16 protein-coding genes are annotated in these 18,092 nt (G+C 63.7%); 10 read left to right on the top strand and 6 right to left on the bottom strand.

The genetic code is table 11. The features are described from left to right. Positions 1–5: 5 nt before the first annotated feature. The 3 genes from BDD21_RS21770 to dapC form a co-directional block, all read right to left on the bottom strand. Positions 6–350 (bottom strand): ArsC family reductase, encoded by a 345-nt coding sequence (locus tag BDD21_RS21770; RefSeq protein WP_120798955.1) that lies wholly within the window; start codon positions 348–350, stop codon positions 6–8. A gap of 193 nt (positions 351–543) precedes the next feature. Beyond that, complete coding sequence (dapD, locus tag BDD21_RS21765; protein WP_120798954.1) at positions 544–1,365, bottom strand: 2,3,4,5-tetrahydropyridine-2,6-dicarboxylate N-succinyltransferase; 822 nt, start codon at positions 1,363–1,365, stop codon at positions 544–546. A gap of 94 nt (positions 1,366–1,459) precedes the next feature. Then, entirely contained in the window at positions 1,460–2,683 is a 1,224-nt protein-coding gene (gene dapC / locus BDD21_RS21760; protein ID WP_120798953.1) for a succinyldiaminopimelate transaminase, read from the bottom strand. A 69-nt stretch (positions 2,684–2,752) separates the two neighbouring features. Between dapC and BDD21_RS21755 the strand changes: the two genes are divergently transcribed. Further along, a complete protein-coding gene (locus tag BDD21_RS21755; protein WP_120798952.1) occupies positions 2,753–3,127 on the top strand; it encodes a VOC family protein in 375 nt (124 codons plus the stop codon). A 217-nt stretch (positions 3,128–3,344) separates the two neighbouring features. Here the strand turns inward: BDD21_RS21755 and BDD21_RS21750 are convergent, their stop codons facing one another. From BDD21_RS21750 to map, 3 genes are read right to left on the bottom strand one after another with little or no spacing between them, the layout of a single operon-like run. Then, positions 3,345–3,860 carry a hypothetical protein gene (locus BDD21_RS21750; protein WP_147431182.1) on the bottom strand — a complete coding sequence of 172 codons (516 nt, stop codon included), beginning with the start codon at positions 3,858–3,860 and terminating at the stop codon, positions 3,345–3,347. A gap of 25 nt (positions 3,861–3,885) precedes the next feature. After that, a complete protein-coding gene (glnD, locus tag BDD21_RS21745) occupies positions 3,886–6,552 on the bottom strand; it encodes a [protein-PII] uridylyltransferase (RefSeq protein WP_120798950.1) in 2,667 nt (888 codons plus the stop codon). Beyond that, a complete protein-coding gene (gene map / locus BDD21_RS21740; RefSeq protein WP_120798949.1) occupies positions 6,549–7,370 on the bottom strand; it encodes a type I methionyl aminopeptidase in 822 nt (273 codons plus the stop codon). The genes glnD and map overlap by 4 nt, the downstream gene beginning before the upstream one ends. Positions 7,371–7,744: 374 nt before the next feature. Here map and rpsB point away from each other — a divergent pair, with 374 nt between their 5' ends. From rpsB to bamA, 9 genes are all read left to right on the top strand, one after another. Next, positions 7,745–8,500, top strand: coding sequence for a 30S ribosomal protein S2 (gene rpsB, locus BDD21_RS21735; protein WP_211335218.1), 756 nt, complete (start codon positions 7,745–7,747; stop codon positions 8,498–8,500). Between the two features lie 135 nt (positions 8,501–8,635). Continuing rightward, on the top strand, positions 8,636–9,523 hold the full coding sequence (gene tsf / locus BDD21_RS21730; protein WP_120798947.1) for a translation elongation factor Ts: 888 nt from the start codon (positions 8,636–8,638) through the stop codon (positions 9,521–9,523). A 320-nt stretch (positions 9,524–9,843) separates the two neighbouring features. Next, positions 9,844–10,566: a UMP kinase gene (gene pyrH / locus BDD21_RS21725; protein ID WP_120798946.1), complete on the top strand. Its 723-nt coding sequence runs from the start codon at positions 9,844–9,846 to the stop codon at positions 10,564–10,566. A gap of 1 nt (position 10,567) precedes the next feature. Further along, positions 10,568–11,125 (top strand): ribosome recycling factor, encoded by a 558-nt coding sequence (gene frr, locus BDD21_RS21720; RefSeq protein ID WP_120798945.1) that lies wholly within the window; start codon positions 10,568–10,570, stop codon positions 11,123–11,125. Positions 11,126–11,181: 56 nt separating this feature from the next. Continuing rightward, positions 11,182–11,943: a polyprenyl diphosphate synthase gene (uppS, locus tag BDD21_RS21715; protein WP_120798944.1), complete on the top strand. Its 762-nt coding sequence runs from the start codon at positions 11,182–11,184 to the stop codon at positions 11,941–11,943. Then, on the top strand, positions 11,930–12,784 hold the full coding sequence (locus BDD21_RS21710; RefSeq protein WP_120798943.1) for a phosphatidate cytidylyltransferase: 855 nt from the start codon (positions 11,930–11,932) through the stop codon (positions 12,782–12,784). Before uppS ends, BDD21_RS21710 begins: the two co-directional genes overlap by 14 nt. Then, complete coding sequence (gene ispC, locus BDD21_RS21705; RefSeq protein WP_120798942.1) at positions 12,781–13,968, top strand: 1-deoxy-D-xylulose-5-phosphate reductoisomerase; 1,188 nt, start codon at positions 12,781–12,783, stop codon at positions 13,966–13,968. The genes BDD21_RS21710 and ispC overlap by 4 nt, the downstream gene beginning before the upstream one ends. A 175-nt stretch (positions 13,969–14,143) precedes the next feature. Further along, positions 14,144–15,508, top strand: coding sequence for an RIP metalloprotease RseP (gene rseP / locus BDD21_RS21700; RefSeq protein ID WP_120798941.1), 1,365 nt, complete (start codon positions 14,144–14,146; stop codon positions 15,506–15,508). Between the two features lie 97 nt (positions 15,509–15,605). After that, positions 15,606–17,921: an outer membrane protein assembly factor BamA gene (gene bamA, locus BDD21_RS21695; RefSeq protein WP_425470265.1), complete on the top strand. Its 2,316-nt coding sequence runs from the start codon at positions 15,606–15,608 to the stop codon at positions 17,919–17,921. Positions 17,922–18,092: the final 171 nt, after the last annotated feature.

The raw sequence follows: 18,092 nt of genomic DNA, 5'->3' as shown, positions 1-18,092 counted from the left end.
CGCCATCAGCCGAGCAGCCTCTCGTAATCGGTTTCCGAAAAGCCCGCGTGCCGGACCTCGCCCGTGTCGAGCAGCGGCCGACGAATGATCGACGGGGTCTCCAGCATGACCCGGATCGCGGCCTCCGCGTCCATGCCCTCGCGCACCTCCTCGGGCAGCTTTCGCCACGTGGTGCCCCGACGATTCACGAGCGTCTCCCAGCCCAGCTCATCCACCCAGGCGCGCAAGCGGGTCTCGTCGACCCCGTCGCGTTTGTAGTCATGGAACCGATAGTCGACACCATGCGCGTCCAGCCAGGCGCGGGCCTTCTTCATGGTGTCGCAGTTGGGAATGCCGTAGAGCGCGACCACGTCTTTAAACCGCGCCCGGTGCGGTATGCGTCATTTGGTGGATGGCTTGGCCGCGCCGGCTCCGACGACTGTCGGAGCCGGCGCGGTTTAAAGTATTAAAAATCTTAGATTCTAAACCGCGTCTCACTGGGATCAAGGATATCTCCGAAGCTAAACGAACAATGAAAACGACGCATCTCGCTCTGGACGCGGTTTAGATATCCCGAAGCAGCTCGTTGATGCCGACCTTTCCGCGGGTCTTCTCGTCGACCTGCTTGATGATGACGGCGCAGTAGAGGCTGTGGCTTCCGTCCTTGGCCGGGAGACTGCCGGGCACGACGACGGCGCCGGGCGGGACGCGGCCGTAGAGGATCTCGCCGGTCTCGCGGTTGTAGATCTTGGTGCTCTGACCGATGTAGACGCCCATCGACAGCACGGCACCCTCGCCGACGATCACACCTTCGACGACTTCCGAGCGTGCGCCGATGAAGCAGTTGTCCTCGATGATGGTCGGCGCGGCCTGCACCGGCTCGAGCACACCGCCGATCCCGACACCGCCCGAGAGATGCACGTTCTTGCCGATCTGCGCACAGGAGCCGACGGTCGCCCAGGTGTCGACCATGGTGCCGGAGTCGACATAGGCACCGATGTTGACGTAGGAGGGCATGAGCACGCAGCTCGGTGCGATGTAGGCGCCTTTGCGCGCGGTCGCCGGAGGCACGACCCGCACGCCGCCGTCGCGGAACTCGCGCGAGTTGGTGTCGGCGAACTTGGACGCGACCTTGTCGTAGTAGTTGGTGAAACCGCCCTTGATGAAGGCGTTGTCCTCGATCCGGAACGACAGCAGGACCGCCTTCTTGAGCCATTCGTGGACGACCCAATCGCCGTCGCGCTTCTCGGCGACGCGCAGCTCCCCGCGATCGAGCCGCTCGATGGTGTCCTGCACGGCGTCGCGCACGCGGGTCTCGACCGTGCGCGGGGTGATCTCGGCGCGTCGCTCGAAGGCCTCTTCAATGATGGATTGCTGGTCGCTCATGAGGTGTTCTCTGCTGTCGTGTTGAAGACCTCGGGAAACGCAGGTCTCGGGAATGTGAATCGCAAAGGCGCGAAAGGCTCAAGTGAAAACAAGGCTATTGGATCCGCTCCAGGCAGCGTCGGATCCGATGCGCAGCGTCCACGCACTCATCGAGCGGCGGGACCAGGGCAAGCCGGATGCGGTTCATCCCCGGGTCGGCTCCGTCGACCACACGGGACAGGAAGCGGCCGGGAAGCACCGTCAGATTTTCCTCGGCGAAGAGGCGCGCGGCGAAGTCGGTGTCCGGGATCGGTGTCTCGGGCCACAGATAGAAGCCGGCCTTCGGCGGCGCAAGAGCAAGCGCGTCCCCGAGAATCTCCAGGACCGCGTCGAACTTCTCGCGATACAGCCGTCGATTCTCCCGCACATGGGCCTCGTCGCTCCAGGCTGCGATGCTCGCCTGCTGATGGGGTAGGGGCATGGCGCAGCCGTGATAGGTCCGGTAGGCAAAGAAGTCGCGGATCAGCTCGGCATCGCCCGCAACGAACCCCGAGCGCAGGCCCGGCGCATTGGAGCGCTTCGAGAGGCTATGGAAGACGATGCAGCGACTGAATGCGGCGTTGCCGATGGCAGCCGAGACCTGGAGCAACCCGAGCGGCGGGTCGGCCTCGTCCAGGTAGAGCTCGGAGTAGCATTCATCCGAGGCGATGACGAAGTCGTGGCGGTGCGCAAGAGCGATGAGGCGGGCATAGGTTGCATGATCGAGCAGAGCCCCGGTCGGGTTGCCAGGCGAGCAGATATAGAGCAGGCGGCAGTCCCGCCAGGTCGCATCGTCGACCGCCTCGAAATCCGGGACGAAACCGTTCGTCGCGTCGCAGGCGAGATAGCGCGGCTGTGCACCGGCCAGAAAGGCAGCGCCCTCGTAGATCTGATAAAAGGGATTGGGCATCAAGACCAGCGCGTCCCGCGAGCGATCGATCACCGCTTGGGCGAAGGCAAAGAGTGCCTCGCGTGTGCCGTTCACCGGCAGGATCTGCGTGTCCGGGTCGATGCCGAGCGCGCCTGTCCCCGTCGAGTCGACCGACCCGAGCTTGAATCGCTTCGAGAGCCAGGCCGCGATCGTTTCGCGCAGGGCCGGGATGCCGCGCGTCGTCGGGTAGACGGAGAGCTGATGCAGGTGCGCGATCAGCGCATCCGTGACGAGCGCCGGGGTCGGATGTTTCGGCTCGCCGATGGAGAGCGCGATGTGGTCACGATCGGCCGGCGGGATCAGTCCGCTCTTCAGCGCGGCGAGTCGTTCAAAAGGGTAGGGCTGCAAGCGCCCGATATCCGGGTTCATCGGGTCATCCTGAGTTGGCGGTATAGTATAGGCGAACGTCCAAGCCGGCTCCATGCCGAGGGGGATCCGATGCCGCTGGTCCGCTCCATCCATCATGTCAGTTTGATTGTCTCCGATACCGCTCGGGCGCTTGCGTTCTATCAAGGGATTTTGGAGCTTGAGCTTGCTCCCGAGCGTCCGGATCTGTCCTTTCCGGGGGCGTGGCTTTGGGTCGGCGATCGGCAGATCCACCTGCTCGAGCTGCCGAACCCGGATCCGGTTGCGGGCCGTCCCGAGCACGGCGGCCGCGACCGCCATCTCGCGATGCGGGTGAGCAGCCTGGACGCGATCACCGGGCGGCTCGAGGCTGCAGGTCTCCCATATACCCTCAGCCGCTCGGGTCGGCGCGCGCTCTTTTGTCGCGATCCGGACGGCAATGCGCTCGAGCTGATCGACGCGGAGTAAGCTGTCGATCCGCGCCATCGTCCGACCTTAAACAGCGCCCAGCGCGGTATGCGATGTTTTTGGATGGGATCGGCCCCGGCAGACTTGACGAAGGTTGGAATTGGCGCTGTTTAAGATATTAAAAAATCTGTTTTTTAAACCGCGTCCCCGCTAAGGGTTGTGGGTGCACCAAACGTCGAGCACACTCGGAAATGAGCATCTCGCTCTTGGACGCGGTTTAAAATCCTCTGAAATACCAATGGTTGTCCCAGCCGGGCGGCGCGTAGATCGGCGTGTCGCCCGGAGTGCCCGATGTCGCCGGGCCGCTGCCGAACTCCGGCAGGGTTGGCATCCCGGTAACCCACGGCCAGGGTAGCGGCGGCTGCCCTGGACCGAGGCTGCGAAAGATCTCCAGCTCCTGCTCCATGCGTTCGAGACGTGCGGCGCGCCGTCGGCGTACATCCTCTTCCCACGCCTCCTGCTGGGCGGCCGCCCTTGGGTTGTTGGCCCACCGACGCGCCTCGTAGGCGTTTCGCGTCGCGTCCCGTCTGGCCTCCCAGGCTTGTCGCTGGGCGCGCACCTCGTCGAGCCAGGGCGTCGGCGCGCTCCCGGGAGGAGGGTCGCCGAGGGTCTGGCTGACCGACTGGATGGGCGCGAAGAAGCTCTCGTCGGCTGGGATGGCGGCGGTGATCGACAGGAGTCCGAGGAGCAACGCTGCGGCGCCGACCTTCGCGACCTTTCCGTGTGTCGGCACGCCGAGTCCGTCGGCAGTGCGAGGGTCAGCGCGTCCCATGGCCTTCCAACCGATCGTGGATCTCGCGTCGCAAGCAGGATAGTGCGGTCTCGCAGGTGATGGGGGTTTCATCGCCGTTGGTGATGAAGAAGACATCGTCGACCTCGGCGCCGACCGTGGCGATCTTGGCGTTCTGAAGACGGATGCCGCAATCCTGGAAGACCGCGCCGACCTCTGCGAGCAGGCCGGGGCGATCCAGGGTGGCGAGCCGCATGATGGTGCGGCGGTTCGGCTCGTCGGTGGAAAAGGTCACGCGCGTCTCCGTGGGAAAATACCGGTGGCGCCTCGGCATCGAACGTGCGACTTGGATCTCCTCCCCGGCGTCCTCGGCGAGATCCTCGACCAGGCAGGATCGAATCTCTTCCATCCGCAAGGTGTCGTGGATCGGACTGCCGTCCTGGTCCAGCACCTGGTAGGTGTTGACCGCCATTCCGCCATCGGTGGTCATGATGCGTGCGTCCATGATGTTGAGGCCGACCTGATCCAGGAGCGCGGTGATGCGTCCGAAGAGGTTCGCGCGATCGGTCGTATAGATGAAGATCTCGGTCCCTCCGCGCGCAGTGACCGGGCGAATGACCACGAGCGGCAGCTGCTCGGGCTCGCAGGCGAGGATCTGGCGCGTCTGCCAGGCGATCTCGTCGGGTGAGTTGTGCAGGAACAGATCCTGGCTGAACTTGTTCCAGAGCCGATTGCAGGCGGCGGGGTCTCCGCCGTAGCGCGCGACCAGGCGCCGAGCCTCGGTCTGTTTTTGCTGGATCAGCTCGTCCTGGGCTTGAGGATTCTCGAGTCCGCGCAGCAGCGCACGGCGTGTTCCGTGATACAGCTCGCGCAGCAGCGCGTCCTTCCAGCTGTTCCAGCGCTCGGGATTGGTCGCCCGGGCATCCGCCACCGTCAACAGATAGAGATAATCCAAGCGTGTCGTGTCGCCGACGACGGCGGCGAAGGCCTGGATGACCTCCGGATCGCTGATGTCCTTGCGCTGGGCCGTCATCGACATCAGCAGGTGTTTCTCCACCAGCCAACCGACGAGACGGCTGTCGAACTCGGGCAGCTCGTGGAGCCGACAGAAGACGCGGGCGTCGTCGGCACCGAGCAGTGAATGGTCTCCGCCGCGCCCCTTGGCGATGTCGTGGAAGAGACCGGCGAGATACAGGAGCTCGAGCTTGGGGATTCGGCGAGCGATCGCGCTGCAGAGCGGGAACTCGTCGTCGTGCTTGGTGACGGTGAAGCGGCGCAGATTGCGCAGGAGCGACAGCGTGTGCTCGTCGACCGTGTAGACGTGCAGGAGATCGTACTGCATGCGTCCGACGATGTTGGCGAATGCCGGGATGTAGGCGGCCAGCACGCCGTAACGGTTCATGCGGCGTATCGCATGGGTGAGCCCGCTGGGGTGACGCAGGATCTCCATGAAGAGACTGCGCGCGCGCAGATCGGCGCGGAAGTCGTCGTCGATCCGGTGGCGGTTCTCGCGGATCAGCCGGATGGTACTGGCGCGTACGCCCTCGAGCTGTGGGTGGACCTGAAGGACGTGAAAGATCTCGAGGAGGGCGATCGGGTAGCGCTGGAAGACGCTCGCCGAGGTCACCTCGAGATAGCCGCTGCGTGACTGGAAGCGTTTGTTGACCGGGACCGGGGGGCCGATGTCGTCATGCAGAAGAATCGCCTCGCGAAACAACTGCAGCAGCATCTCGTTGAGCCGATTGAGCTCCTGGACGGTGCGATAGTATTGCTGCATGAACTGCTCGACGGCGAGGTTGTTCGCCCCGTCTTCGAAGCCGAACTGGGTGGCGAGGGTCCGCTGATACTCGAACAGGAGGCGGTCCTCGCGTCGGCCGGCGATGCGGTGCAGCGCGAAGCGGATTCGCCACAGCAGTGTTTGCCCTTCGATCAGGGTGCCGTATTCCGATTCGGTCAGGAACCCGTGACCGACCAGCTCGTGCAGGGTCTCCGCGTCGAAGTGGCGCTTGGCGACCCAGCCGATCATCTGAATATCGCGCAAGCCGCCCGGGTTTTCCTTGATGTTGGGCTCGAGGTTGTAGGCGGTGCCGCCGTACTTCTGCCAACGCGTGCGTTGCTCCCGGGTCTTGGCGGCGAAGAACTGCTCGCTGTCCCACATGCGCTCGGGGCTGACGACCTCGCGCATCCGATAGCACAGCGCACTGCTGCCGCGGATCAGGCGCGCCTCCATCATGTTGGTCATGACGGTCACGTCGTCCGCGGCCTCGCGCGCGCACTCCTCGGAGGTTCGCACGCTGTGCCCGACCTCCAGGCCGATGTCCCACAGACAGGTCACCAGCCCTTCCAGGGGCGCGGCAAGACGCGCGTCGGCATGGGCCTCGACGATGACCAGGATGTCGACGTCGGAGGCGGGCTGGAGCTCCTGCCGACCGTATCCGCCGACGGCGACCAAGGCGGCGTCTTCGGTCTCGCCGAGGTGATGGTCCCAGACCTCGCGCAGGACCTCGTCGATGAGAAGACTGCGTTGCAGGACCAGGCTCCCGACCGGTACGCCTTGGTCGAAGTCTGCGAAGAGTCGGTCGCGCCCGGCTCTGAGGCGCCCCTTCCAATCGGCGATCAGCGCCATTGGATCGGCCGCCGTCCTCGCCTCCACGGCCTCCTTCGGCGAGGCGTGCGGGCGCGGTGCGGTGTTCATGGGCGGGCGACGATGTTGCGCGTCGGATCGGCCTCGTCGACGGGGAGCTCGTCGGTGCGCTCCTCGGCGCGCAAGGTCAGGATTTCATGCCCTTGATCGGTGACGAGAACCGTGTGCTCCCACTGTGCCGACAGACTGCGATCTTTGGTCACGACCGTCCATCCGTCCGGGAGCAGCTTGATGAAACGTTTGCCGGCATTGACCATCGGCTCCACGGTGAAGCACATCCCCGCCTTCAGGACCAAGCCTTCGCCGGGCTTGCCGTAGTGCAGCACTTGCGGCTCTTCGTGAAACGCCTGACCGATCCCGTGCCCGCAATATTCGCGCACCACCGAGCAGCCCTGTGCCTCGACGAACTGCTGGATCGCGTGGCCGATGTCCCCCAGGGTCGCACCGGGGCGCACCTTCGCGATGCCGAGCCGCATCGCCTGTTGCGTGACCGTCACGAGCCGACGCGCCAGGATGCTGGGCTCGCCCACGAAGAACATCTTGCTCGTATCGCCGTGATAGCCGTCCTTGATGACGGTGATGTCGATGTTGACGATATCGCCTTTCTTGAGGCGCTTGTTGCCCGGAATCCCGTGGCAGACCTGATGGTTCACGGAGGTGCAGATGGATCTGGGAAAGCCGCGGTAGTTCAAGGGTGCCGGGATGGCCCGCTGGACGCGCGTCATATAGTCGTGGCAAATGCGGTCGAGCTCGTCCGTCGTCGCGCCCGGGACGACATGGGGGGCGATCATGTCGAGAACGTCGGCCGCCAGCCGGCCCGCCACGCGCATCTTTTCGATCGCCTCAGGGGTCTTGATTGGCACACTCATGGCGTGCGTCGCTGAATCGACATCAGGTCCGGATCTCACAGAAAACCTTGAGGTAATTGCTCATAATGAACGCGCTATGGTATAAAACCCGGCGCGCTGCGGCAAATCGGCTGCTGTCGGGCTTTCGACCCGTCGAAGAGCTGCCGAGATCCTGCGCGCAATCGGCTCCACGCCCGGCCCCAAATCTGGCCTAAGTCCCGGAGGATCCGGGCCGGGCAGCGCCGAATCGAGACCGGCCCCGATCCACGGGCGCCGGAAAATGTCCGCACACGCATCGACACAACCGGCCGGGTGCCTGCCGAACAGGTTGCCGTTTGGGATGCGTGGAGGCCCAACCCAGACTTACAGGAAGCAAGACCTTGAGCGACGTGACCATGCGCCAGATGTTGGAAGCGGGCGTCCACTTCGGACACCAGACCCGCTACTGGAACCCCAAGATGGGGGCCTTCATCTTCGGACAACGCAACAAGATTCATATCGTCAACCTGGAAAAGACGCTGCCGCTCTACCAAGAGGCCGTCAACTTCATGGGTTCCTTGACGGCCAACGGCGGCCGTATTCTCTTTGTCGGCACCAAGCGTGCGGCACGCGAGGCGATTCAGGAAGAGGCCCTGCGCTGCGGGATGCCCTTCGTGAATCATCGCTGGCTCGGCGGCATGCTGACCAACTTCAAGACCATCCGGCATTCGGTCAAGCGCCTCAAGGAACTCGAGACGATGTTCGCCGAAGGGACGATCGAGCGCTTCAATAAGAAGGAGGCGCTGGGTCTCGCGCGTGAGCGCGCGAAGCTCGAGCAGAGCATCGGCGGCATCAAGGACATGGAAGGCCTCCCGGACGCCATGTTCGTGATCGATGTGGGCCACGAGAAGATCGCCGTCACCGAAGCCAACAAGCTCGGTATCCCGGTGGTGGGCGTGGTCGATACCAACAATGATCCGAGCAAGGTCGACTACGTGATCCCGGGCAACGACGACGCGATCCGTGCAGTGCGCCTCTACATCAGCGGCGCGGCGGACGCGATCCTCGACGGCCGCAATACGGCAGCCGCCATGGTCGGCCGTGGCGACACCTTCATCGACGCACCTGTCGAGAGCGAGTCGGCGCCGAGCGCTGTTGCCGAAGCCCAGTAGAGCGGTTTCGCGACCCGAGCGCGCTCCGGATCCGATCCGGGCGCGCCTCCATTCTCCGTTCGCACCCGAGCACTCGGGTGCGAACGCATCCAGTACAACCCGAAGTCGTCCCGCGAGGGACCGAGGAAGCAAACGATGGCGATTACAGCGGCATTGGTGAAAGAGCTCCGGGAGCGCACCGGCGCCGGCATGATGGAGTGCAAGAAGGCGCTGGTGGAGTCCGACGGCGATATCGAGGCGGCCATCGAGGCGATGCGCAAAGCCGGTCAGGCGAAGGCCGCGAAAAAGTCCGGTCGCACGGCAGCCGAAGGCGTCGTCATGATCGAGACCGCGCACGACGGCAAGCGCGGCGTCTTGGTCGAGATCAACTGCGAAACCGATTTCGTGGCGAAGGACACCAATTTTCTCGGCTTTGCCCAGTCAACCGCCGCGACGGCGCTCGCCGGGGACATGGCCGATGCCGAGTCCCTGTCGGCGACGGCCCTTTGCGACGACCCGGCGAGCACCGTCGATCAGGCTCGCGAAGCCCTGATCACGAAGATCGGCGAGAATGTCCAGGTGCGTCGTTTGGTGCGCTTCGACGCTGTCGAGGGCAGTCTCTACAGCTATCGGCACGGTGTGCGTATCGGCGTCGTGGTCGACATGAGCGGCGGCGACGAGGCGCTCGGGCGCGACATCGCGATGCATATCGCAGCGACCAACCCGCTGTGTCTCGGCGCCGACGAGGTTCCGCCCGAGACGCTTGCCAAAGAGCGCGAGATCTTCAAGGCGCAAGCGCTCGACAGCGGCAAACCCGAGGCGATCGTCGACAAGATCATCGACGGGCGCGTGCGCAAGTATCTCGAAGAGGTGACCCTGCTCGGTCAGCCGTTCGTGAAGGATCCGGACACCTCCGTGGAGAAGCTCCTGAAGCAGGCGGGTGCGAAGGTCCACCGTTTCGCGCGCGTCGAGGTCGGCGAGGGCATCGAGAAGAAGGTCGAGAACTTCGCCGAAGAGGTCATGGCGCAGGTTCGCTCGACCTAAACCGCGCCCAGCGCGGTATGCGACGTTTTTGGATGGGGTCGGCCCGAGAGACTTGACGGACGCTGGAGCTGGCGCGGTTTAAAGTTTTTTAAAAGCAGTTCATTTTAAACCGCGTCCGCGCGAAGGGTTGTGGATGCACCAAACGTCGAACCCACTCGAAAAGAGCATCTCGCTCCGGACGCGGTTTAGGCTGCACGATTCGATCGGCGCGACGCGACCCGACGCCATCCAAACGACCCCATCCGGATGACCGGGCCCCGAAGGCTGCGCGACTCTCGCGCGGCCTTCTCCGACCAAAACCATGACGAGGTCCTCCTGCCATGACGGCGCCACTTTATCGACGCATCCTGCTCAAGCTCAGCGGCGAGGCATTGGTCGGCTCCGAGCCTTACGGCATTGATCCGGAGGTTCTGGACCGCTTTGCCGGTGAAATCCGCGATCTCGCGGCGGTCGGTGTTCAGGTGGCGCTGGTGATCGGTGGCGGGAACATCTTTCGCGGAGCGGGTCTTGCGGCCAAAGGTATGGACCGCGTGACCGGCGATCAGATGGGGATGCTCGCGACCGTCATGAACGGGCTGGCGATGCAGGATGCGCTCGAGCGTCTGGGTGTCCCGGCGCGCGTGATGTCGGCGCTGAAGATCAATCAGGTGTGCGAGGACTACATCCGGCGGCGCGCGATGCGGCATCTCGATAAGGGTCGCGTGGTCGTCTTTGCCGCCGGGACCGGCAACCCGTTTTTTACGACCGACTCGGCCGCCAGCCTGCGTGCGATCGAGGTCGGTGCGGATGTGCTGATCAAGGCCACCAAGGTCGACGGCATCTACTCGGCCGACCCGATGATCGATCCGGGGGCGACCTTCTACCCTCGCATCAGTTATGATCGTGCGCTTCGTGAAGGACTGCAGGTCATGGACACGACGGCCATCGTGCTGTGTCGTGATCACGGCATGCCACTACGTGTAATGAATATCAACGAGCCCGGTGCGCTCTTGCGGTTGATCCGCGGTGAAGACGTCGGCTCTTTGGTCGTAAGCGGGAACTGACATGATCGACGACATCAAGAAGGACGCTGCGGAGCGCATGGCCAAGAGCGTCGATGCACTGAGCCACGAGCTGGCCAAGATCCGAACAGGCCGGGCGCATCCCTCGCTTTTGGACCATGTGATGGTCTCCTACTACGGTTCGGAAATGCCGATCCGGCAGGTCGCCAACGTGAGCGCCGAGGACGCGCGAACGCTCGCCGTGACGCCGTGGGAGCGAAACATGGTGCAGGCCGTTGAGAAGGCCATCATGCAATCGGACCTCGGGCTCAACCCCAATACCGCCGGGACCGTCATTCGTGTCCCCATGCCGGCGCTGACCGAAGAGCGGCGACGCGATCTCATCAAGGTCGCCCGCAACGAGGCCGAGCAGGCGCGAGTGGCCGTGCGCAACATTCGCCGCGATGCCAACCATGATCTCAAGGAGCTTCTAAAGGACAAGATGATCTCCGAGGACGACGAGCGCCGCGGTCAAGAGCTGGTTCAGAAGCTGACCGATCAGTACATCAAGGATGTGGATGCGGTCTTGGCGGAGAAAGAAGCGGACTTGATGTCGATCTGAGGCGGGCGGGCGATCCCGACAACGACACCGTGGATATTGCAACGCCCGCAGTCGCAATGAGTGATCCGGATCCATCCGTACCTCGGCACGTCGCCATCATCATGGACGGCAACGGCCGCTGGGCTAAGCAGCGTGATCGCCCCCGCACGGCCGGTCATCGGGAGGGCGTGAAAAGCGTCCGCGCCGTCGTGGAGGAGAGTGTGCGCCGCGGCGTCGGAACCCTCACCCTCTTCGCCTTCAGCAGCGAGAATTGGCAGCGACCGCGCTCGGAGGTCAACATCCTCATGGAGCTGTTCATGAGCGCCTTGCGAGGAGAGGTGCGCCGCCTGAACGAGAACAATGTTCGGCTGCGCATCATCGGCGAGCGCGGGGCCTTTCCCGACAAGCTGCAACGGCGGATCGCCGAGGCTGAAGAATTGACTGCGAGCAACGTGGCCCTGAATCTCCAAGTGGCAGCGAACTACGGCGGGCGCTGGGACATTACGAGCGCCACCCGGCGGCTCGTGGCGGATGCGCTGAGCGGGGCGCTCGATCCGGATGCGATCGACGAGCAGGCCATCGCGAGCCGCCTGTCGTTTCCCGATCTCCCGGAACCGGACTTCTTCATTCGCACCGGCGGGGAGCAGCGTCTGAGCAATTTCGTGCTGTGGCAGTCCGCGTATGCCGAACTGTATTTCACCGACCTGCTCTGGCCCGACTTCGACGCGGCCGCGTATGGTCGAGCGCTTGAGAATTACGCGCGTCGGCAACGGCGTTTCGGGCGCACAGGCGAGCAGGTCGAGACGCAGGCCCCGATGAGTGCTTATGGGCGGGGTTGACGTCTTGCCCGCATCCAACGCACTGAAGCGGCGGACCATCACGGCACTCTCGTTGGTGCCGCTCGTGATCGGTGCCGTCCTTTGGCTGCCGACGCCTGCCTTCGCGCTCGTCTTGGCCGGGGTCATGATGCTGGCGGCCGTCGAATGGTGCACGTTGGCCGGATTGACGCGGCCTATCCCGCGCATCCTTTATTCGACGGCAATCCTATCCGCGATGGCGATCCTCTGGATCTGGCCGCAAGGTCAGCCTTGGTTCTTCGGTCTGAGTGCCGTTTGGTGGGCGGGTCAGGCGGTTGTCCTGCCGCGCATCAGGGAGATTCCGAGGGTCGAGGGCGTTCAGTGGTCGCTCCTTGCCGCCGGTTTTCTCGTTCTGGTCGGCCCTTGGGCGGCTCTGATCTACCTGCATCGGCTTCCGAGCACGGGGCCGGCCCTTGTTCTCTTCCTGCTCTTTCTGATGTGGACGGCCGATTCCATGGCCTATTTCGTCGGTCGTGCCTGGGGCGGCGGCCGCGCAAAGCTCGCGCCGGCGTTGAGTCCGGGCAAGACGCGGGTGGGCGTCTACGGGGCGATGGTCGGGGCCGTCGTCTGCGGTCTGACCTTCGCGTGGATCCTGTCCGCAACTGCAACGTCAACCCTCTTGATCCTGCTGGTCTGCGGTGTGTCGGTCGTGATCTCGATCGTCGGCGATCTCTACGAAAGCCTCCTCAAGCGTCGCCGCGGTCTGAAGGACTCGAGTCATCTTTTGCCCGGGCACGGCGGTATGCTCGACCGGATCGACAGCCTGACGGCAGCCGCACCTGTATTTGCACTGGGTATCACCTTGATTGGAGTGACGACGTGATCGGCGTAACTGTCCTTGGCTCGACCGGCTCGGTCGGCGTAAGCACCCTCGATGTCGTTGCGCGTCATCCCGAGCAGTTTCGCGCGGTCGCCTTGACGGCGCATCGCGGCAGCGAGCGGATGGCCGAGCAGTGCCGGCGCCACCGCCCGCAGATCGCGGTCATGGTCGAAGAGGAGGCGGCGCGGCGTTTACGTGAGCTGCTCTCGGACATGCCGGGCCGCCCGGAGATCCTCTCGGGTGCCGAGAGTCTGGAGCAGGTCGCGACCATGCCCGAGACTCAGTACGTCATGGCCGCGATCGTCGGTGCGGCGGGTCTGCCGCCGACACTGGCCGCCGCTCGTGCGGGCAAGCGTTTGCTGCTCGCCAACAAGGAGTCCCTGGTGGTGGCCGGCGCCTTGCTCATGCGCGCCGTGGAAGAGAGCGGTGCGGAGCTGCTGCCTATCGACAGCGAGCACAACGCCATCTTCCAATGTCTGCCGCCGAACTTCTGCGAGGGTCTGCCCTCGGTCGGGGTGGAGCGCATCCTCTTGACCGCCTCCGGCGGTCCTCTGCGCGATTGGCCGATCGAGCGGCTCGCGTCCGTGACCCCCGAGCAGGCCTGTGCGCACCCCACCTGGGCGATGGGCCGCAAGATCTCGGTCGACTCGGCCACCATGATGAACAAGGGCCTGGAGGTCATCGAGGCTTGCTGGTTGTTCGGGACAGACACCGATCGCATCCAGGTCGTCGTCCACCCGCAGAGCGTGATCCACTCCTTGGTCCAATACCAAGACGGCTCCGTGCTCGCCCAGCTCGGCAATCCCGATATGCGCACCCCGATCGCCCATGCGCTGGGCTGGCCGGTGCGCCTGGATGCCGGCGTTGCGCCCTTGGATCTCTTCAAGATCGGCCAGCTGAATTTCGAAGAGCCGGATCTTGCACGCTTCCCCTGCCTGGGTCTGGCCTTCACGGCCGCGCGACAAGGCGGCACCGCGCCGGCTGTCCTGAACGCGGCCAATGAGATCGCGGTCGCCGCCTTTCTCGACCGACGTATCGATCTTCCCGGGATTGCCGCCGTCGTGGAGGACACGCTCGGGTCCCTTCCCAACGAAGATGTCGCGGGCCAGGATCTCGCGTTCCTCCTGGACGTGGATCGGCGTGCACGCGAGCGCGCCGACCACCTGGTCCGATCGCGCCTGATTTAAACCGCGTCCGGACCGGAATTCCGTGGCCGTGAAAAGGGGGCTGTCCCTGCTCCCCGCCGACACGGTTTAAGAAAGAAAAAATAAAGACTTGAATCGCGTTACTCCGATTGCCGTTGATGGCCGTCGTCATTGGCCGCAACTTCAACCTCAACGACCACTCCGGACGCGATTCAAGATGGACATCCTCTTTACGATCGGTTCTTTCGTCGTCGCACTCGCGATCCTCATCGCCGTGCACGAGTTCGGGCACTTTTGGGTCGCCAGACGCTTGGGCGTGAAGGTGCTTCGTTTCTCCATCGGTTTCGGCAGGCCCCTGCTTCGCGTTCAGCGACATCCCGATGCAACAGAGTATGTCCTCGCGCTCGTCCCGCTCGGCGGGTACGTCAAGATGCTCGACGAGCGCGAAGAGGAGGTTCCGGCGGCGCAGGCGCATCTTGCCTTCAACCGCCAAGCGCTCTGGAAGCGCTCGGCGATCGTCGTGGCCGGTCCGCTGTTCAATTTCCTCTTCGCGATCTTCGCCTATTGGGCCATCTTCATGTCCGGGGATTCCGGCCTGAGGCCGATCGTCGGCGACGTCGAGCCCCAATCGATCGCGGCCGCGGCCGGTTTCCAGTCCGGCGACGAGCTGGTTCGAGTCGGCGACCGCGAGGCGGGGAGTTGGGAGACGGCCCTGATCGCGTTCGTCGGTAAATCGCTCGACGGGCGAGAGCTGGCGGTTCAGGTGCGCGACGCCTCGGGTCTCGAGACGACGCGATGGATTCCCTCCGACGCGGTCCGGAGTCTCGCCGAAGAGCCGGACCTCCTCGGGCGCTTGGGTCTTTCTCCGAAACGTCCGACCCTGCCCGCCGTCATCGGCGAGCTGGTCCCGGGCGAAGCGGCCGAAGGCGCCGGTCTGAAGAGCGGAGACCGTATCCTGACGGCCGATGGGCGCCCGATCGAAGGCTGGCAGGACTGGGTCGGCGTGGTGCGTGATCATCCGGACAAGACCTTGGCGATCGAGATCGAGCGCGCCGACGGCGAGCGCCTTGCCTTGAACATGACACCGCGATCGACGCAGGCCGACGGGGACACCATCGGTCGGATCGGGGCCGGTGTGCTGGTTCCTGAGGGTCTGATGGACGATTACAGCGTCGAGGTCCGCTACGGTCCGGTCGAGTCGCTCGATCGGGCCGTTTCCAAGACCGTCGAGATGAGCGTCATGACGTTGCGGGTCGTGGGGCGCATGTTGATCGGCCAAGCCTCGGTGGAGAATCTCAGCGGTCCGATTACGATCGCCGAGACGGCCGGTCGAACCGCAAGCTACGGATTGGAATCCTTCGTGAAATTCCTCGCCGTCGTCAGTATCAGCCTCGGAATCCTGAACCTCCTGCCGGTGCCCATCCTCGACGGCGGGCATCTATTGTATTTTTTCATCGAGTGGGTCAAAGGCAGTCCGCTCTCGGAGGAGGCACAGATGCAGGGCCAAAAGATCGGCCTTGTGCTCTTGGCCGGCCTGATGTCGCTGGCCTTTTACTTGGATTTCGCTCGGCTATTGGGCTAGACGTGGGGAATCCCTTATACTTGCCACCCTGAAACGCCGACTGCGCCGCAGACTTCGGCTTGATCGAGGGGACCCTGTCTTGCGCGCGATACCTCTGATGCTCCGTTGCTGCGCACGTCGGCAGCTCGCTCTGATGACCCTCCTGCTGGCCATCAACATGCCGGTCGCGGCCGAGGTGTTCCAGATTGCCGACATCCGCGTGGAGGGTCTGCAGCGGATCGCACCCGGTACCGTCTTCAACTATCTGCCGGTACAGGTCGGGGACACGGTCGGTGACGGCGTGACCGGCGGCATTATTCGCTCGCTCTACCAAACCGGTTTCTTCGACGATGTACGCGTCGAGCGCGAGGGTAACGTCCTCGTTCTGTGGGTCCGCGAGCGACCGGCGATCGCCTCGATCGACATCACCGGCAATCGGGATATCGACACCAAGGCGTTGACGGCTGCCTTGTCCGATATCGGGCTCAGGGAGGGCCGCGTCTTCGATCGTTCGGTCCTCGATCGGATCGAGCAGGAGCTTGAGCGGCAGTATTTCTCCCGCGGCAAATACGGCGTGCTGATTCAGTCAACGGTCTCGCCGCTCGAGCGAAACCGCGTCGCCGTCCGCATCGAGATCACCGAGGGGCTGACGGCGCGGATCAAGCAGATCACCATCATCGGCAACGAGGCGTTTCCCGAAAAGGAGCTGCTCAAGCGCTTCGAGCTCGGCTCGACGGGCTGGACCTCCTTCTATTCGAAGAACGATCAGTACTCCAAGCAGAAGCTCGCCGGTGATCTGGAGGCGCTGCGCTCCTTCTATCTGGATCGCGGTTTCATTCGTTTCGACATCAAGTCGACGCAAGTCTCCATCAGCGCCGACAAGAAAGAGATCTATATCACCGTCGTCATCGACGAGGGTGAACCCTACCGGATCGGCGACATCAAGCTTGCAGGCGAGCCATCGATCCCGGCCGAGGAGCTGTTCCCTCTGATCCAGCTCGCGCGCGGCGACTATTTCTCGCGTCGTGCGACCACCGAGAGTGCGGAGCGGATCTCGAACCTGCTCGGCGATCGCGGTTATGCCTTCGCGAACGTCAACACCATTCCCGAGATCGACGAGGAGGCGCGCACGGTGACGGTGACCTTCTTCGTCGACCCGGGACAGCGCGTCTATGTGCGTCGCGTCAACATGAAGGGGAATACCCGAACGCGCGACGAGGTCCTGCGCAGGGAGATGCGCCAGCTCGAGTCGGCTTGGTTCTCGGCCGAGCTGGTCCGCAAGTCGCGCGAGCGGCTGCAGCGACTGGGTTACTTCGAGAACGTCACCATCGAGACGCCCGCCGTACCCGGTTCCGCCGACCAAGTCGATGTCGATGTGACGGTGACCGAGAAGCCCGCGGGAAATCTTTCGGCAGGTGTCGGTTACTCCCAGTCGCAGGGTATTTTGTTCAACGCCAGCGTGACGCAGAACAATTTCCTGGGTACCGGTAAGCGTGTCTCGTTCGGCGTCAACACGAGTCAAGCAACCCAGCTCTATCAGATCGCCTATACCAACCCCTTCTATACCGTGGACGGTATCAGTCGAGGGTTCAACATCTCCTATCGCGAAACGGATTTCGATGAGCTGATCGGTGCGGATTACTCGACCGACGTCGGCGTGTTGGGCATGAACTTCGGTCTGCCCATCTCCGAGACCAGCCGCGCCGGTCTCGGTGTCCGCTATCAGTATACGAACTTCATCGCCGGCAATTTTTCCGAGCTGGCGCAACAGTTCGTTGAAGAAAACGGCAATGTCTTCAATGACTTTATCCTGTCGGCAAGCTATACGAACGACAGCCGAGATACCGCGATCTTCCCGACCAAGGGCGGCTTGCGCGTGCTCAGGGCAGACCTCGCCGTTCCCGGAAGCGATCTTCAATACTATAAGCTGACGTACCAGGAGCAGCTCTACGTCCCTCTGACCTCCCGGTTTGTGGTGTCCCTCAGTGGCGATGTCGGATACGGCGAGGGTTACGGCGAGACCGACTCGCTGCCCTTCTTCGAAAACTATTACGCCGGCGGTCCGCGGTCCGTGCGCGGTTTCGTCGCCAACTCGCTCGGCCCGCGCGAGGTCGGCGACGACGATCCGGTCGGCGGTAACTTCAGGATGGCCGGTAGCCTCGAACTCTTTGCGCCGGCGCCGGGTGGACCACAGCTGAGCAAGACGCTGCGGCTCGGGGCCTTCCTGGACTTCGGCAACGTGTGGGAGACCAACGGCTCGAATCTCATCGAGCCCACCGGTTTCGATATCGGCGCTCTACGCTATTCGGCGGGCGTTTCGGCAACCTGGCTGTCGCCGATCGGTGCCCTTTCGATCAGTCTGGCGGCTCCGCTCAACGAAGAAGAGGGCGACGAAACCCAAGTCTTCCAGTTCGGTTTCGGACAAACCTTCTAAACCGCGTCCAGAGCGACATGCGTCATTTTCATGTTGCGTTTGGCTTCGGAGATGTCCTCGACCTCGGCGAGACGCGGTTTGAAAATTAATATTTTTCAGAATCTAACACTGCGCCGGCTCCGGCGGTCGTCGGAGCCCGCGCGGCCAAGCCAATCCAACACACTACGCATA

Source organism: Thiocapsa rosea (assembly GCF_003634315.1).
GTDB lineage: Bacteria > Pseudomonadota > Gammaproteobacteria > Chromatiales > Chromatiaceae > Thiocapsa > Thiocapsa rosea.
Note: the sequence above shows the minus strand (reverse complement) of the source record. Positions and strands in the feature narration are given on the sequence as shown.

What these genes read in the sequence shown, in the direction of transcription:
- pyrH (WP_120798946.1), top strand. Translation starts at nt 9,844, where the DNA reads ATGACGGCGCCACTTTATCGACGCATCCTGCTCAAGCTCAGCGGCGAG.
- uppS (WP_120798944.1), top strand. Translation starts at nt 11,182, where the DNA reads ATGAGTGATCCGGATCCATCCGTACCTCGGCACGTCGCCATCATCATG.
- frr (WP_120798945.1), top strand. Translation starts at nt 10,568, where the DNA reads ATGATCGACGACATCAAGAAGGACGCTGCGGAGCGCATGGCCAAGAGC.
- glnD (WP_120798950.1), bottom strand. Translation starts at nt 6,552, where the DNA reads ATGAACACCGCACCGCGCCCGCACGCCTCGCCGAAGGAGGCCGTGGAG.
- dapD (WP_120798954.1), bottom strand. Translation starts at nt 1,365, where the DNA reads ATGAGCGACCAGCAATCCATCATTGAAGAGGCCTTCGAGCGACGCGCC.
- tsf (WP_120798947.1), top strand. Translation starts at nt 8,636, where the DNA reads ATGGCGATTACAGCGGCATTGGTGAAAGAGCTCCGGGAGCGCACCGGC.
- rpsB (WP_211335218.1), top strand. Translation starts at nt 7,745, where the DNA reads ATGCGCCAGATGTTGGAAGCGGGCGTCCACTTCGGACACCAGACCCGC.
- rseP (WP_120798941.1), top strand. Translation starts at nt 14,144, where the DNA reads ATGGACATCCTCTTTACGATCGGTTCTTTCGTCGTCGCACTCGCGATC.
- BDD21_RS21755 (WP_120798952.1), top strand. Translation starts at nt 2,753, where the DNA reads ATGCCGCTGGTCCGCTCCATCCATCATGTCAGTTTGATTGTCTCCGAT.
- BDD21_RS21710 (WP_120798943.1), top strand. Translation starts at nt 11,930, where the DNA reads ATGGGCGGGGTTGACGTCTTGCCCGCATCCAACGCACTGAAGCGGCGG.
- bamA (WP_425470265.1), top strand. Translation starts at nt 15,606, where the DNA reads ATGCTCCGTTGCTGCGCACGTCGGCAGCTCGCTCTGATGACCCTCCTG.
- map (WP_120798949.1), bottom strand. Translation starts at nt 7,370, where the DNA reads ATGAGTGTGCCAATCAAGACCCCTGAGGCGATCGAAAAGATGCGCGTG.
- dapC (WP_120798953.1), bottom strand. Translation starts at nt 2,683, where the DNA reads ATGAACCCGGATATCGGGCGCTTGCAGCCCTACCCTTTTGAACGACTC.